Origin of the sequence: Sorangium sp. So ce375, from assembly GCF_051473855.1 — a bacterium.
Lineage (GTDB): Bacteria > Myxococcota_A > Polyangia > Polyangiales > Polyangiaceae > Sorangium.
This window is the reverse complement of record NZ_CP150335.1, coordinates 4,808,147-4,822,661: the sequence shown is the minus strand read 5'-3', so window position 1 is coordinate 4,822,661 and position 14,515 is coordinate 4,808,147. Positions and strand designations below refer to the sequence as shown.

The 14,515-nt window shown below is 72.2% G+C and carries 15 protein-coding genes; 11 read left to right on the top strand and 4 right to left on the bottom strand.

Annotation, left to right across the window (positions count from 1 at the left end; all coding sequences use genetic code 11):
• The first annotated feature begins 61 nt into the window (after positions 1–61).
• The 4 genes from WME90_RS17915 to WME90_RS17900 all read left to right on the top strand — a co-directional run bounded on the left by WME90_RS17915 (position 62) and on the right by WME90_RS17900 (position 4,365).
• Entirely contained in the window at positions 62–487 is a 426-nt protein-coding gene (locus WME90_RS17915; protein WP_437282361.1) for an EVE domain-containing protein, read from the top strand.
• Positions 488–519: 32 nt separating this feature from the next.
• Complete coding sequence (locus WME90_RS17910) at positions 520–1,287, top strand: hypothetical protein (protein ID WP_437282360.1); 768 nt, start codon at positions 520–522, stop codon at positions 1,285–1,287.
• A 222-nt stretch (positions 1,288–1,509) separates the two neighbouring features.
• Entirely contained in the window at positions 1,510–1,689 is a 180-nt protein-coding gene (locus WME90_RS17905) for a hypothetical protein (RefSeq protein WP_437282359.1), read from the top strand.
• A 69-nt stretch (positions 1,690–1,758) separates the two neighbouring features.
• Entirely contained in the window at positions 1,759–4,365 is a 2,607-nt protein-coding gene (locus WME90_RS17900; protein WP_437282358.1) for an efflux RND transporter permease subunit, read from the top strand.
• A 61-nt stretch (positions 4,366–4,426) separates the two neighbouring features.
• Here the strand turns inward: WME90_RS17900 and WME90_RS17895 are convergent, their stop codons facing one another.
• The gene (locus WME90_RS17895) at positions 4,427–4,900 is read right to left on the bottom strand and encodes an SRPBCC family protein (RefSeq protein ID WP_437282357.1); all 474 of its coding nucleotides are present in this window, start codon (positions 4,898–4,900) and stop codon (positions 4,427–4,429) included.
• Positions 4,901–5,558: 658 nt separating this feature from the next.
• Between WME90_RS17895 and WME90_RS17890 the strand changes: the two genes are divergently transcribed.
• On the top strand, positions 5,559–6,836 hold the full coding sequence (locus tag WME90_RS17890; protein WP_437282356.1) for an AAA family ATPase: 1,278 nt from the start codon (positions 5,559–5,561) through the stop codon (positions 6,834–6,836).
• A complete protein-coding gene (locus WME90_RS17885; RefSeq protein ID WP_437282355.1) occupies positions 6,833–7,411 on the top strand; it encodes a hypothetical protein in 579 nt (192 codons plus the stop codon). The genes WME90_RS17890 and WME90_RS17885 overlap by 4 nt, the downstream gene beginning before the upstream one ends.
• Positions 7,412–7,526: 115 nt before the next feature.
• On the opposite strand, the gene WME90_RS17880 is transcribed toward WME90_RS17885, so the two are convergent.
• Entirely contained in the window at positions 7,527–8,549 is a 1,023-nt protein-coding gene (locus WME90_RS17880) for a hypothetical protein (RefSeq protein ID WP_437282354.1), read from the bottom strand.
• A 52-nt stretch (positions 8,550–8,601) separates the two neighbouring features.
• Positions 8,602–9,603: a hypothetical protein gene (locus WME90_RS17875; RefSeq protein ID WP_437282353.1), complete on the bottom strand. Its 1,002-nt coding sequence runs from the start codon at positions 9,601–9,603 to the stop codon at positions 8,602–8,604.
• Positions 9,604–9,953: 350 nt separating this feature from the next.
• Between WME90_RS17875 and WME90_RS17870 the strand changes: the two genes are divergently transcribed.
• The 5 genes from WME90_RS17870 to WME90_RS17850 all read left to right on the top strand — a co-directional run bounded on the left by WME90_RS17870 (position 9,954) and on the right by WME90_RS17850 (position 13,540).
• Positions 9,954–10,295 carry a hypothetical protein gene (locus WME90_RS17870; protein WP_437282352.1) on the top strand — a complete coding sequence of 114 codons (342 nt, stop codon included), beginning with the start codon at positions 9,954–9,956 and terminating at the stop codon, positions 10,293–10,295.
• Between the two features lie 117 nt (positions 10,296–10,412).
• Positions 10,413–11,270: an MNIO family bufferin maturase gene (gene bufB, locus WME90_RS17865; RefSeq protein ID WP_437282351.1), complete on the top strand. Its 858-nt coding sequence runs from the start codon at positions 10,413–10,415 to the stop codon at positions 11,268–11,270.
• A complete protein-coding gene (locus tag WME90_RS17860; protein ID WP_437282350.1) occupies positions 11,254–12,171 on the top strand; it encodes an HvfC/BufC family peptide modification chaperone in 918 nt (305 codons plus the stop codon). The genes bufB and WME90_RS17860 overlap by 17 nt, the downstream gene beginning before the upstream one ends.
• Positions 12,172–12,180: 9 nt before the next feature.
• Positions 12,181–12,612: a secondary thiamine-phosphate synthase enzyme YjbQ gene (locus WME90_RS17855; protein ID WP_437282349.1), complete on the top strand. Its 432-nt coding sequence runs from the start codon at positions 12,181–12,183 to the stop codon at positions 12,610–12,612.
• 178 nt (positions 12,613–12,790) lie between these two features.
• Positions 12,791–13,540, top strand: coding sequence for a lysophospholipid acyltransferase family protein (locus WME90_RS17850; RefSeq protein ID WP_437282348.1), 750 nt, complete (start codon positions 12,791–12,793; stop codon positions 13,538–13,540).
• 11 nt (positions 13,541–13,551) lie between these two features.
• Here WME90_RS17850 and WME90_RS17845 read toward each other — a convergent pair whose 3' ends face one another.
• Positions 13,552–14,421: an SGNH/GDSL hydrolase family protein gene (locus WME90_RS17845; protein WP_437282347.1), complete on the bottom strand. Its 870-nt coding sequence runs from the start codon at positions 14,419–14,421 to the stop codon at positions 13,552–13,554.
• Between the last annotated feature and the right edge of the window lie 94 nt (positions 14,422–14,515).

Sequence of the window (14,515 nt, the reverse complement as noted above, 5' to 3'; positions counted from 1 at the left end):
CGAGGATGGGAGCGCGACGGCGAGGCCGGCGCCGCCCTCGTGCCTGCCCTGGAGATCGTGCATGTCTCGCCGTTACTGGCTGATGAAGAGCGAGCCTCAGAAATATTCGTTCGCGCAGCTCGTGCGCGACGGCCAGACGATGTGGGACGGCGTCCGGAACTTCGAGGCCCGCAACAACATGCGGGCCATGAAGCAGGGGGATCTCGTGCTCTTCTACCACTCGAGCGAGGGCAAGGCGGTCGCGGGCGTGGCGCGCGTCAAGCGCGAAGCGTACCCCGATCCGACGGCCGACGCGGACGAGGACTGGAGCGTGGTGGACATCGAGCCGGTCGCGCCGTTCAAGGTGCAGGTCAGCCTCGACACGATCCGCGGCGACGAGTCGCTGGCCGAGATCTCGCTCTTGAAGCGCTCGCGGCTCAGCGTGGTGCCCGTCTCGAAGGAGCACTTCGATCGGGTGCTGAAGCTGGGCAAGACCAAGATCGCTTGACGCGCGGACCCGGGGAAACGACTAATCCCGGCGTGAACCTCCGCCCCGGAGCCCGAGCCCTCGCCCTCGCTATCGTCTGCGTCCTCGCCAGCGCCGCGTGCGGCGGCCCGCCCACGCCGTCCCCGATCGAGGGGGAGCCGATCTGCCCCGATTTCGAGGTCGGCGCGGCGCGCGCGCACATGCGCGGGAGCCTTCGCTTCCCGGTCACGCTGTCGGTGCGCGAGGGCAAGAATCCGATCACCCGGACGACGCTCACCGGGCGCCGGTCGAAGGACGATCCGCCGAGCCGCATCCTCCTCTCCGACGAGGACGCCGAGTACGAGATCGAGTGGGCCCAGTGCGAGAACGAGCGCGCCCCCCGGACGCACGTGGTGGGGCGCGAGGCGAAGCACACCGCGGAGTACGCGTGCGGCAACGCCACCGTGTACAAGACCGACAAGCTCGTCACCCGGAAGGGCGACGCCGCGTCGCGCACGCTCCACTTCGCGGCCCCGCCGAAGGCGGAGTGCTGGGAGAGCGAGCTCCCTCCGGCCGACGCGCCCGCGTCGCCCAGCGCGACCGCCGAGCCGGCGGTCCCCGCCGAACCGGCGGCCTCCGCCGACGCGGCCGCCGCTGATGCCGGCGCCTCCGGTGCAGGCGCCGTCGACGGGGGCGCTGCCGGCGGCGTGGACGCCGGAGCGCCCCGGGATGCCGGAGCGACCCGGGACGCCGGAGCCCCTCGCGACGGGGGTGCCGGTGGCCCGGCGAAGCCCGCCAGCGCCGGAGCCGGCGACGCTGGCAAGCCTCCGCAGGGCAGCTGAGGGCGGCGAAGGGTCCACGCCCCCGAGGCGCCAGCGGGCGGGCGACCCGCACACAACGAACGCCGGAAGAGAGGATCACCTGGCCTCTCCTCCAGCGTCTCTGCGTCTCCGGGACGGTTCTCTGCTCTTCCGCCGCTGGAGCCAGCGGCACACTTCCCGCCTCGCCCACCCCCTCCGGGAATTCCGCTCCTTCGTGCCCGGGAGACGGGCGATCTCGGCCTCGTGGATCCCGCGGTCGACGCGGCATCGGCTCAGATCGTCGTTGCAAATCCCGAACACCGCATCATGGTCGGCGCCTCGGCGGGTTCGCCCCTCGGCCCCGAGCGCGCCGCGCTAGGCGGCGACATCGAGCGCGCCGCGGCGCCGCGCGCTCCGCTGTTCTCCGCGGGAACCGTTCCCTAGAACGCGGTCCACCCCCGCGAGCACCGCTCCGATCCGGATCCCTGACCTCGTCCTATGCCCTCTCCGCAGATGCCAGAGCCCACGGCCCCTCGCTCGTCGCCCCCTCCCTCTCAGGCCCCTTCTCCCCGCGGCGCGCCGCCCTCCTCGACGGGCGGCGGGCTCGCGGCGCGCCTCGCCGAGCTCCAGGTGAAGCGGCCTGCGCTGCCGTTGCTCGCGACCGGGCTCCTCACCGTCATCGCCCTCTTCCTGGCGACGCGGCTCCATGTGCTGACCGGGTTCGAGTCGCTGCTGCCGGCGTCGCGCCCCAGCGTGCAGGAGCTCGACCGGGTCGCGGCCAAGACGGCCGGCGTGTCCACCCTCTTCGTCGTGCTCCAGGGCGGCGAGGGCACGCCCACGGCCGCGCTCCAGCGGGCCGCGGACGCGCTCGTCCCGGAGATCGACCGGATCGGCCCGCCGTGGGTCGGCAGCGTCGAGGACGGCGTGCACGAGGCCTACCGCTTCCTCTCGCCCCGCGCCGGGCTCTACGTCGACCGCGACAGGCTCACGAAGCTCCGGGACGACATCGAGGCGCGCTACGTTTACGAGGTCAACAAGGCGACGGGCGCGCTGCTCGACGACGACGAGCCGCCCCCCGAGGTGAGCGCGAGCTCGATCGAGCAGCGCCTCGGCCTCGGCGGGATCGACACGGGGCGCTACCCCGACGGCTACTACCAGTCGAGGGACGGCAAGACCGTCGTCGTCGCCATCCGCTCGAAGGTGATGGCCAGCGATTTCGCGGCCGGATCCGAGGCCATCCGGCGCGTGAGCGAGGTCGTCGAGCGCGTGCGCCCCGCCTCGTTCGACCCGGGGATCACCTACGGCCTCGCCGGCGATCTTCAGACCGGGATCGCGGAGTACGCGGCGATCAACGAGGATCTGACCGACGTGGGCGTCGCGGGCGCGGTCCTCATCGCCGCGGTCGTGTTCCTCTACTACCTGCGGCTGCGCACGCTCGTCGCCATGTTGATCACGATATCCATCGGCGTCGCCTGGACGTTCGGCGTCACCCAGCTCGCCATCGGCCACCTCAACATGGCGACCGGGTTCCTCTTCTCGATCGTCGCGGGCAACGGGATCAACTTCGGGATCATCTACATGGCGCGTTACCTCGAGGCGCGCCGCGGCGGCGCGAGCCTGCTCGAGGGCGTGCGCGTCGCCCACCGCGAGACCTGGCTGCCCACGCTCACGGCCGGCTGCGCGGCCGCGGCCTCCTACGGCTCGCTGCTCGCCACCGAGTTCCGGGGGTTCCACGACTTCGGCCTCATCGGCAGCGCCGGCATGGTGCTCTGCTGGGTCGCCACGTTCGTCGCGCTCCCGAGCGTCCTCGCGGTGATGGACCGGATCGCCCCCCACGAGCGGGAGTCGTCGAGCCTCCTCGGCAGGCTCCGCCGGCGCACCCAGGGCGGCATCGCGTTCGGCGCGCCGTTCGCGCGGCTCGCGTCGCGGAGCCCGGTCGGGCTCACGCTCGCGGGCCTCGCCCTGGCCGCGGCCGGCCTCGCCGCCACGGTGAGCTACGTGCGCGCCGATCCGATGGAGTACGACCTCCGGAACCTCCGCAACGACGAGCGGTCCCGCGCGGAGCAGATCCGCCTGAGCTCGATCGCGGAGGAGATCACGGGCTACGTCGGCACCGACGGCATGGCGATCCTCGTGGAGCGGCCCGAGCAGGTCGAGCCGCTCCGCGCTGCGCTCTACGCGAGGCGCGACGCGGCGCCCGAGGGCGAGAAGCCGTTCAAGGAGATCTACGCGCTCCAGGATCTCGTCCCGAGGGATCAGGAGGCGAAGCTCCCGCTGCTCCAGGAGATCAAGGATCGCGTCCTCAGGGCGCGGAAGCGCGGCCTCGTGGGCGACGAGGACTGGCGCCGCATCCAGGCGGTCATCCCGCCGGACGATCTCGCGCCGTTCGGGATCGGCGATCTGCCGGCGGGGGTGGCGCGCGCCTTCACCGAGACCGACGGGACGCGCGGGCGCATCGTGTACATCAGCCCGACGACGCCCGAGAGCGTACACAACGCGCACTACCTCTTCCGGTGGGCCGACGCGTACCGCGAGACGCGGCTCCCCGACGGCAGCGTCGTGCGCGGCTCGGGGCGCGCGGTCATCTACGCGGACATGTGGGCGGCGGTCATCGACGACGTGCCGCCGGCGGTGCTCTTCTCGCTGGCCGCGACGGTCCTCGTCGTGCTCGTCGCCTTCCGCGGCGGCCGCCCGGCGTTCGCGGTGCTCGGCGCGCTGCTCGTCGGCGTCTCGTGGATGGCGGGATTGCTCGTCTTGATGGACGTGAAGCTCAATTTTTTGAACTTCATCGCCCTGCCGCTGACGTTCGGCATCGGCGTCGACTACGCCGTGAACATCGTGCAGCGGTACGCGCGGGAGGGCGCTGGCGGCGCGCTGACCGCGGTGCGCGAGACGGGCGGCGCCGTGATCCTCTGCAGCCTCACGACGACGCTGGGCTACCTCGCCCTGGTCCGCTCGCAGAACTACGCGGTGCGGAGCCTGGGTATCGCCGCGGTGATCGGCGAGCTCGCCTGCCTCTTCGCGGCCGTGCTGGTGCTGCCCGCGGCGCTCGTCTGGCGCGACCGGCGGCGCCCGAAGGGCGCGGAGGCCTTCCTCGCGGTCGGCCGCCCGACGACCTGAGCGCCCGGCGCGCGCAGGCGGCCGCCGCCCTCGCCGCGAGGTCCGCGGCGCGGCGGCCGCATCAGGCGGCGCGGCGGCGCTTCGCGAAGTACGCCTTGATCGCCGCGACCTCCTTCGCGGTGAGCGCGGCGACGGCCGGGACGACCTGCGCGGGATCGTGACCTGCCGCGACCCCGAACTCGCGTGGAAACTCTAGAAAGGTCTTGCCCGGCTCGGTCGTGATGCGCCGGAGCCGGTAGGTCCCGGTGTATCGTTCGATGCCGAAGAGCTGCCCGTGGAGCCGGTACGTGACGGTGTGCTCGGTCTCGGAGCGCGCGACCACCTCCTCCAGCGAGCTCTCGCCCGAGACGAGCGTGAACGCGAACCGCGACGGCACCTTCTCCGCGGAGCCGCCGTCCACGTAGCCATACTCCTTGACGTTGTCCTCGAAGACGACGGGGATGAGCTTCGTGATATCGCGGAGCTCTCGCCAGACCTCCTCGATGGGGGCGTCCAGCACTGCCGAGTCATAGACGTGATAGCGCGCGTCGATCATGGCTCCCTCCTCCCGATGCCACCGGCGCGACAACGCGACGCGTGGCGGCGCGATGTTATCAGGCGATGTCGCGGCCTCTCGAACACGCCCTCGTCACGACGGCGTGCGCGTGGGAAGGCGAAGCGCGCCGGCGTGGACGGACGGCCCGGCTGGTCGCGAGGCGGCGGGCCCAAGCCCTGGCCGCCCCCAGCGGAGTCGATCCGTTGGGGACCCCCGGCGCAGGGCCTTCCGGGCTCACTCGATCCGTTGAGGACCCCCGGCGCAGGGCCCTGCGGGCTCACTCGATCCGTTGAGGACCCCCGGCGCAGGGCCTTCCGGGCTCACTCGATCCGTCGAGGCCCCCCGGCGGCGGGCCCCTCCCAACGGTTGCGATCCGTCGAGGACCCCTGTCGCCAGCCCATCCCCAACGGTTTCGCTCCGTTCCAGACCCGTTCGTTCCGGAACGAGGGTCGCTCACGCTTCGACCTATCGCCGAGGTGCCGGCTCGACGCACAAGCAACCCCGTCCCCTGGGGACCTCGCGATCGGCAGAGCCCCACAGGGACGCCTTTTCTTGCCTTTTGCCGCGTGACCCAGCAGATCACGCGATGCCATGGTCGGTCCGATGAGCGAACGAGAGCAACGCGCCGAGCCGACCGGCTCCACCGTGAGAGGCCGCGATGCTTGAGAGGCTGGAGCTGCACGACACCGGACCGGCGCCCGCGATGGAGTTCGAGCTCGCGCCGCGGCTCAACCTCTTCGCGGGCGACAACGGCCTCGGCAAGACCTTCGTGCTGGATGTCAGCTGGTTCGCGCTGACCGGCACGTGGGCCGGCTATCCCGCGGCGCCGCGACGTGGCCCAGCGGTCAAGCCAGAGATCGTCCGGGAGACGCGTGACGGGGAGGTCGTGCATCGGGTCTCATCGTCGTTCAACTTCGAGGAGCAAAACTGGCACACCGTCTATCCCCCCGAGGCCTCCAGGCGCTCCGGCCTCGTCTTCTACGCCCGGGTCGACGGCAGCTTCTCCGTGTGGGACCCGCTTCGACCCGCGGGGCACCTGCAGTTCCCGCTCGGCGTGAAATCGATGGGACCCGTGCCGGGGTTTCACTTCACGCCCGGCCAGATCTGGAACGGGCTCACCGCGGACGACTACGACGGCTCGGTGCTCTGCAACGGCCTGATCCGCGACTGGGCCACATGGCAGCTCCAGCGTGGCAGCACGCTGGAGCTGCTGACGCGTGTGCTGGAGGTCCTGTCGCCGAATCCTGGGGAGACCCTCCGCCCCGGAGCAAGCACGACCCGCGTCTCGCTGCATGACGTCCGCGACATCCCGACCCTTGACATGCCCTATGGCAGTGTCCCGGTGTTGCTCGCATCCGCCGGGATGAAGCGGATCCTCTCGTTTGCCTACCTCCTGGTCTGGATGTGGCGCGAGCACGTCGAGGCGGCGAGGCTCCGGAACACCGCGCCGGAGCGGAGCTTGGTCGTGCTCGTCGACGAGGTGGAGGCGCACCTGCACCCGCAGTGGCAGCGCGTGATCCTGCCCGCGCTGCTCCGGGTGTCCCGTGAGCTCGAGGCGTCCATCGAGACGCAGCTCCTCATCACGACGCACGCGCCGCTCGTCCTCGCCTCGGCCGAGCCCCACTTCGACGAGGGGCGCGATGCGCTGTTCCTGTTCGATCTTGACGGGGCCGAGGTCACCGTGTCGAGGCCCGCCTGGAAGGCGCGCGGGGACGCATCGGCCTGGCTCACCTCCGACGTGTTCGATCTGGCGCAGGCGCGGTCCATCGAGGCAGAGAAGGCGATCCTCGACGCCATGGCCGCGATGCGGCGGCCGAATCTGCCGATCGAGGACGTGAAGCGAATCCACGAAGAGCTGCACGGCGTGCTCAAGGACACCGATCCCTTCTGGGCACGCTGGCTCGTCAGGGCGCGGCATGCCGGGCTCACGCCGTGATCCACGTCCCTCTCCAGCCGGAGCCGGCGCGCTTCGACGCGCTCGTCCGGCAGCCCGGCCTGCGCGCCCTCGCCGCGAACGCGGAGCACCTCCCCCCTTACTGGCGGGAGTGCCTGGACGACCTCCGCGATAGCTACCGCAGCATCTGCGCCTATTTGTGCGTGATCGTTCCGCGAGGGACAGGAGCGCGATCCGTCGATCACGCCGCGCCGAAGTCGAAGCGCCGCGAGCTCGCGTACGAGTGGAGCAACTATCGCTTCGTGTGCTCGCTCATGAACGCGCGCAAACGCGACCTCGACGACGTCCTCGATCCGATGGAGATCCCCGATGGGTGGTTCGTCCTGGAGCTGTCGTTCCTCCAGGTGCTCCCAGCAGAAGGCCTCTACGGCGAGGTGCGCGAGCGTGTCCAGGCAACCATCGAGCGACTGAAGCTCAACGACAGGGAGTGCATCGCCGCACGGGAGCTGTACTACACGCCGTACCTGGAGGGACGGCTGCCGCTGGAGCTGCTCCAGGAATGGAGGCCGTTCGTTGCCAGGGAGGTCGTCCGGCAGGGACTGGCCAGGCGGGAGTAAAGCGCGAGGCGCCACGGGCTCTGCGCCTCTCGTCGCACCGGCACCAGCGCGCCTCCGGCTTGCCGGAGAGCGGCATCTTCGTCGCGCGTCCGGCAGCCCCCCGGCGGCAGGCCCCTCACGGCGGCATGCGCAGATCGGCGCAGCAGCGGACGCCGGTCGAGTAATCGAAGTACGTGAAGTCGTGCGACGCGACGCGCGCCATGCACCCCTCCCGGGTCGCGCGCGCATAGAACCCGCCGACGAACGTCCCCTCGGGGTCGTCGATCCACTCGTCCAGGTTGCCCACCATGTCGGCGATCGCGTCGTCCTCCCACGCGCTCGCGCACGTCGCGGTCTCGCCCGTTCGCCGCAGCAGCGGCGCCCCTGCGACGCGCACCAGGTTGAGCCTCGGGTCGCTGTGCCCGAGCGTCACGTCGCGGTGGAGCACGGCCGCCGGGTGGCTCTCGCGGAACACGTTGCACCGCCCGTCCGCGTAGGTCGGACCGTACGGGAACTGCTCGTCTCGCTCGCCGCGGCACGCCGTCCGCCACTCGTCGAGCGAGCAGAGCCGCTTGCCCGCGTTCCGGCACGCGAGCTCGGCCTGCGCGCCGGTCGTGTAGCCCTGCGGGAGCACCCCCCTGCGCGACACCGCGCGCGGCTCGAACTCGCGCTGCTTCTGCCAGCCGGGCAAGAGCGGCAGCTCCATGCGGCGCGCGTCGTCGTCCCCGAGCTCCAGCCGCATCTTCGACCACACGCGCTCGATGGACGCGGCCGCACGGCGCGACGGCGGATAGAACGCCGAGATCTCGAGCCCGGTCTCCTTGTCGAGGAGCACCGCCTCGTAGCGATCCACGCAGAACCGGCGCGCGACCCGCACCATCTCCGGCGGGCAGCGCGGCTCCACGAGCGGCGTGATCGCCCTCGGCCGCGGAGGCGCCCCCAGGAGCGGCGGCGCCACGTCCACCGCGCCGGTCCCCGCATCCGCCGGACCGGCCCCCACGTCCGCCGCGCTCGGCCCCGCGTCCGCCGCGCCGCGCTCGCCCTCCGAGCGGCAGCCCGCGAGCCCCGTCGACACGAGCGCCGCGCTCGCGAGCGCCGCGGCGGAGAGGCGGCGGCCGGCGCGAGACCGGCCGGGGCGCTCAGAGGATCGCGCCGGCATACGCTCAGAGGATCGTGCCGGCATACGCTCAGCGGATCGCGCCGGCATACGCTCAGAGGATCGTGCCGGCATACGGGTTCATGGACGCGGGCTCACGGCAGAAGAAGCGGCGGAGCACGAGGTAGTGATGGATCGGCAAGAGCCGCGTCTCCTCCTTCATCGACAGCCCCATCCGGCTGATCTCGGCGCCCGGGAACGGCGTCTTCGGATAGCAGCGGACGAGCCCGGAGAGCGCCTCGTACTCGTCGAGCAGCCCGAGCACGTGCCCCACCTCGTGGGCGAGCACAGGCAACGACCAGCCGCTCCGCATCGCGCTGAAGTACGGCGTCCTGCCGCACGTCGGCGAGAGCGGCACCGCGAGGTCGACCCGGAGCGACCGCTCGCGCGCCTCGTCCGCGAGGACGAAGTCGAAGTCGTAGCGCACCGCCAGCCCGAAGGCGCGCGCGTCGCGGTTCCAGTACCCCTCGGCCTCGTCCGACCAGCGCGCGAGCAGCGCCCGGATCGCGGCCGGCGTCGCCCTTGTCGAGAACACGCCGGAGCCCGGGCAAGCGTCCGTCGACCCCGAGCGCGCGTACGGCGTCCCGCGGCACTCCATCGCACCCCCGAGCCGCGCGGCCAGCCCGCAGTCGGGCAGCTCGAGCCAGGCTGCGTCCTCCGGCGGCTCGACCGCGATGCGCGCCTCGACCTCCCACGCGCCGCCGCGCCGCCGCACGAGGTAGCTGATCGGGCCGAAGAAGAGGCCGTAGTGCGGCATCATCCCGGCGATCCGCCGCTCCCCCTCCGGCACGTCCCCGTGCTCCCCGGAAAAGACGCGGTGAGGAGCCGGCAGGCACAGGTACGCGTCCTTCGCGACCGTGTCGGCCAGGATGTCCCGGAACGTCGCCTCCCGCCCTTCGAGGATCGCGCCGCTCATCCCCTCGAGCTCGGCCGCGACCGCCTCGACAGGGAGCTCGCGCCCGGAGGCCGCGTCCGCCGCCGCGCTGCCCGGCGCGCCAGCCCCCTCCCGCGGAGCCCCCCCGCAGCCGGCCACACCCAGCGAGAGCGCCGCGAGCACGGGGAGCGCCCCGCGAAGCGAGGGGACGAGGACGCCCCACCGCGCCGGCGCGCCCCGGCAGACGCTTTGTCTTGCGCCTGCCGCCCGAAGGGAGTTACGTCGTGCACGAAACGTTGCACGCTGGCCGCGCGCCCCAGCCGCAGCGGAGCCGCCGCCGGACGCCGTGCGCGCAGGGGGGACTCGCGTGGGCGTGGAGGTCAACCCCGCTCACTTACGGGGAGTTGAATGAAGAATCAACGCGTCCGAAGCGAAACCGTGGAACCGGCCGGACGTAGTGACGCGTAGGCGATGGGCTCGGCGCGGTCGAGGAGGCCGGCGAGACCCGATGAGCTCCAGCGCGCGGGAGCGCCATGCTGGCGAATCGCGCGGTGGGCTCGATGATCGCGACGAAGACGAGCGTGGAGGTTCAGATGACGATCGATATGGGCAAGACGTTGGCGTTGACGGCGGTTTCGGGCATGGTGGCGGGCCTCGCGGGCTGCGCCTCGTCGCCGCCGCCCGCGCCTGAGACGGGCGCCGCCCCCCCGGCCGACGCCGCTCCGGCGGCGGCGCCCGACAACACAGCGAAGGCGTGCTGTGCCGGCAAGAACGAGTGCAAGGGCAAGGGCGGCTGCAAGAGCGACAGCCACGCGTGCGCCGGCCAGAACGAGTGCAAGGGCAAGGGCGGCTGCAAGCCGGCCGACTGCTCGTAGGCTCGGCGTCCCCGCGCGGGAGCGCAGGCGTGGAGGAGCGGAGATCGCTCCTCCCGCTGCGCCCCGAGCGCCCTCGCGGCGCCTCCCTCCACCCCTGATCAAGGCGCGCGGTGAACCATGGTGAACCTCGAGCGGATGCGGCTGGGACTCCCTGACCTCGGCGTCGGCGTGGGGCTGCGCATCCCGCACTACCGCCACATCTTCGAGCACCGGCCCCGGATCGACTGGTTCGAGATCATCAGCGAGAACTTCCTGGTGGACGGCGGCATGCCGATCGCCAACCTCGAGCGCATCCTCTCGAGCTACCGCCTCGTCCAGCACGGCGTCTCGCTCTCGATCGGCAGCACGGATCCGCTCGATTTCGACTACCTGCGCCGGCTGAAGGCGCTGCTCGCCAGGGTGGGCTCGCCCTGGGTGAGCGATCACCTGTGCTGGACGGGCGCGCACGGGCTCAACCTGCACGACCTGCTCCCCTTGCCGTACACGGACGAGGCCGTGCGGCACGTCGCGGCGCGGGCGCGGGTGGTGCAGGACTTCCTCGAGGTCCGGCTCGCCCTCGAGAACGTGTCGAGCTACCTGACCTTCACGGCGAGCCGGATGAGCGAGTGGGAGTTCCTCTCGGCGGTCGCGGAGGAGGCCGACTGCGGCATCCTGCTCGACGTCAACAACGTCTACGTCTCGTCGTACAACCACGGCTTCGATCCGGAGGCGTACATCGACGGCGTGCCGCACCACCGGATCGTGCAGTTCCACCTCGCCGGCCACGCGCACCAGGGCAAGTACATCCTCGACACGCACAGCGATCACGTGATCGACGCCGTGTGGGCGCTCTACCGGCGCGCGGTCGCCCGCACCGGCGACGTCTCGACGCTGATCGAGTGGGACGACGACATCCCCTCGTTCGAGGTCCTCGCCGCCGAGGCGGAGAAGGCGCGCGCGATCCGGGAGGAGGTGGCGCGTGCCCGCGCCGCCTGACGCCGCGCCCCCGGCCGGGCTCGCCGCCCTGATGCGCCAGCTCACCCGCGTGTTCACCGCCGGCTCGCCGCTCCCGGACGACGCCGAGCTCGCCGGCCTGTGTCGCGCGCACGTCGCCGGGAGCGATCGGCTCACGCCCGCCGAGCAGGCCGACATCTACCGGCGGCAGTTCTGGCTGCGGCACAGGGACGCGCTCCGCGAGGACTACCCTGCGCTCGCGCACGTCCTCGGCGACGACGGCTTCGACGCGTTCGCCAGGGCCTACCTCGCGGCGCACCCGCCCGCGAGCTTCACCCTGCGCGACCTCGGGCGACACGTCGCCGATTTCGCGGGCGCGCACGCGGGTTTCCCCCCTGCCGTGCGGGATCTCGCGCGCGACGTGGCGCGTTACGAGCACGCCCTCGTCGATCTGTTCGACGGCGCCTCGCCCCCTCCGCTCGATCCGGCGAAGGTGACGGGCATGCCGGCGGAGGGCTGGTCCACCGCGAGGATCGTCCTTCACCCGCTGCTCGCGCTGATGCGGCTCGGCCATCCGGCGCACGCCCTCCGCGGCGAGCTCAAGCAGGGCCGGTCGCCCGCGCTGCCCGCGCCCCGCCCCGTCCACCTCGCCGTGTTCCGCGGCGCCGATCTCGTGATCCGCTGCGAGGAGCTCGAGCCGCCGGCGTTCGCGCTCCTCGAGGCGCTCGGGCGGGGCGTGCCGCTCGTCGCGGCGTGCGAGGAGGTGGCGGCCCGCGCCGAGACGGCGGGCGCCGGCGAGGAGCCGGGCGCCTACGAGGAGGAGGGCGCCGGCGAAGGGGCGGAGGCGGCGCTGGCCGAGCGTGTCGGCGCGTGGTTCCAGCGATGGACGAGCTGGGGGCTGATCGTGGACGTCGCGCGGGGCGCCCACGCGGAACGCGGCTAAGATGGCGCGGTGACCACCATCGTCCAGCGCACGCTCGAGATCCGCACGAACGGCCGAGGTTTCGTCGACATCACACACGAGGTCGCGCGCGTCGTCGCCAGCGCGGACGTCGACGTCGGGCTCTGCGCCGTGTTCCTCCAGCACACCTCGGCGAGCCTGATCATCCAGGAAAACGCCGATCCGGCCGTCCTCCGCGACCTGGATCGCTGGATGTCGCGCCTCGCCCCGGAAGGCCGCGACTACGAGCACGACGACGAGGGCCCCGACGACATGCCCGGTCACCTCAGGAGCGCCATCACCCGCTCGAGCGAGGTGATCCCGATCATGGGCGGCCGCCTCGCGCTCGGGACGTGGCAAGCCCTGTATGTCTGGGAGCATCGTAGTTCTCCCCACGGGCGCCGCGTGGTAGTGACCGTAACCGGCACCACAGCCGGGGGTTGAGTGGTATACTTGCGGCGTTCGCGTGCGGGACGCGCGGCGGACGCGTGTTGGATGAGCCCTGGATGAGCTCGGCTGCCTATGAGGCCAGCTTGCCCGCCATGTCCGGCAGGGCCTGCTCGGGGAGCCAGCGCACCACGCGACCCCCTCACCTTTCAGCGGAATCAGCGGGAAGAGAGCGATGAGCCTTCAGACGACGTTCATGGGAATTCTCGACACTGCCCGCATCTGCGTTCCGACCGTGGTGGACGCGATGATGAGGCGCGTGACGCTCGAGCGCTGCGACGAGCGGCTGGACTGGTGGGCGCGCAAGGTGCTTGAGGACGCCGACGTGGATCTGGTGGTGCGCGGGCGCGAGCACGCCGCGGGCACGAGGCCGTTCGTGGTGATGTCGAATCACCAGAGCCTCTTCGACATCCCGGTGGTGTTCCGGGCGATCCCCGGGCGGCTCCGGATGATCGCGAAGAAGGAGCTGTTCAACGTGCCGATCTTCGGCCAGGCGATGAAGGCGGCCGGGTTCATCCGGATCAACCGGGGCGATCACGTCCAGGCCAGCGCGAGCCTGCAGGTCGGCGCGTCCATGCTGCAGGACGGGACGCGGGTCTGGATCGCGCCGGAGGGGACGCGGAGCAAGACCGGCGCGCTGCTCCCGTTCAAGAGCGGCGGCTTCCGGATGGCGATCGAGACAAACACGCCGATCCTGCCGGTGGCGATCGACGGGACGCGGCACGTGCTCCGGGCGAAGGATTTCGTGGTGCAGGAGCACCACCGGGTGGTGGTCACGATCATGCCGCCGATCGATCCGGCGCCCTACGGGGCGGGTGGGCGGAATCGGCTGATGCGGGACGTGAGGGCCGCGATCGCGGGGGCGCTCGGGCACGATCCGGGGCTGGTCCACCGCGGCGCGGGGGTCGCGACGTCGCCCGCGTAGGGAGCCCGGGGTCACTCCGCTCGCCGAGCAGGCACCGGCTCGCCGCGCGGGGACGCGCTCGCGCTCTCCGGTGCCTCCGCCCGGGAGCGGTGCTCCTCCGGCGGGGACGGCCGGAGCGCCCAGGGGCTGCGCGCGGGCGCCGAGCCGCCGTCGCCCTCGCCCGGGGCAAGGTGCTCCGCCGTGAGCCAGCCCCAGAAGACATCGGCCCAGCGCGCGCCGCCCGCCTCGTTCGGGTGGATCTTGTCCTTCTGGCGCGGGAGAGGGCCTGGCACGAGCGCGTCGGAGTCGAAGAAGCGGCACGGGGCCGAGTTCGTCCGGATCACGTCGATGATGCCGGTGTCCTTGCGCCAGAGCGGCGGCGACACCCACACGCACGGGCGTCCGCCGATCGCCTTCACGATGCGGCGGATCGCGCCGGCGTGGGCCGGCGGGTTGACGTTCTCGACCTCGTTGGCGCCCAGGCTGATGATCACGAGGTCCGGCTGGTAGTTCGCGACAAGGAGCTCCATCCGGGAGGCCCACGTCACCGTGTACGAGCTGGTCTCGGCTTTCACCGCGTAGCGGACGTGGTGCTCCTGCATCCGCGGGCGGAGCGCCTGCGCGAAGCCCGCCACCGCGAACGAGTCGCCGACGTGGAGGACCGCCGTGTTGGGCGGAACGGCGAACGCCAGAGGCGCGGCGGGCGGCGGCGTGACGGCGGCCTCGGCCGGCGCGGAGGTCTCTGGCGGGCGGGCGGCGGCGGCCGGCGCGGACGCCGCCGGTGACGCGGGCGCCGGCGCGGCCATCGGCTGTGGCGCGGGCGGCGGTGTGGCGCCGCACGCAATGCCCGCCGCGGCAACCCCGGCGAGCGCCCATCTCCTGACCCGGATCTCCCTGCCCATGCTCGCTCGCTCCCGAGGCCGCGCCCTGCGCGCGGCCAGGCCAGCGGCGCCAGGAGGCGCGTGCGCTGCCGCGCGGAGAGGTCGCGGCGCACTC

Bases quoted from the DNA above. Each gene is read 5' to 3' on its own strand.
- WME90_RS17915 (WP_437282361.1), top strand. From the start codon at position 62: ATGTCTCGCCGTTACTGGCTGATGAAGAGCGAGCCTCAGAAATATTCG.
- WME90_RS17900 (WP_437282358.1), top strand. From the start codon at position 1,759: ATGCCAGAGCCCACGGCCCCTCGCTCGTCGCCCCCTCCCTCTCAGGCC.
- WME90_RS17895 (WP_437282357.1), bottom strand. From the start codon at position 4,900: ATGATCGACGCGCGCTATCACGTCTATGACTCGGCAGTGCTGGACGCC.
- WME90_RS17890 (WP_437282356.1), top strand. From the start codon at position 5,559: ATGCTTGAGAGGCTGGAGCTGCACGACACCGGACCGGCGCCCGCGATG.
- WME90_RS17880 (WP_437282354.1), bottom strand. From the start codon at position 8,549: ATGCCGGCGCGATCCTCTGAGCGCCCCGGCCGGTCTCGCGCCGGCCGC.
- WME90_RS17870 (WP_437282352.1), top strand. From the start codon at position 9,954: ATGCTGGCGAATCGCGCGGTGGGCTCGATGATCGCGACGAAGACGAGC.
- bufB (WP_437282351.1), top strand. From the start codon at position 10,413: ATGGTGAACCTCGAGCGGATGCGGCTGGGACTCCCTGACCTCGGCGTC.
- WME90_RS17850 (WP_437282348.1), top strand. From the start codon at position 12,791: ATGAGCCTTCAGACGACGTTCATGGGAATTCTCGACACTGCCCGCATC.
- WME90_RS17845 (WP_437282347.1), bottom strand. From the start codon at position 14,421: ATGGGCAGGGAGATCCGGGTCAGGAGATGGGCGCTCGCCGGGGTTGCC.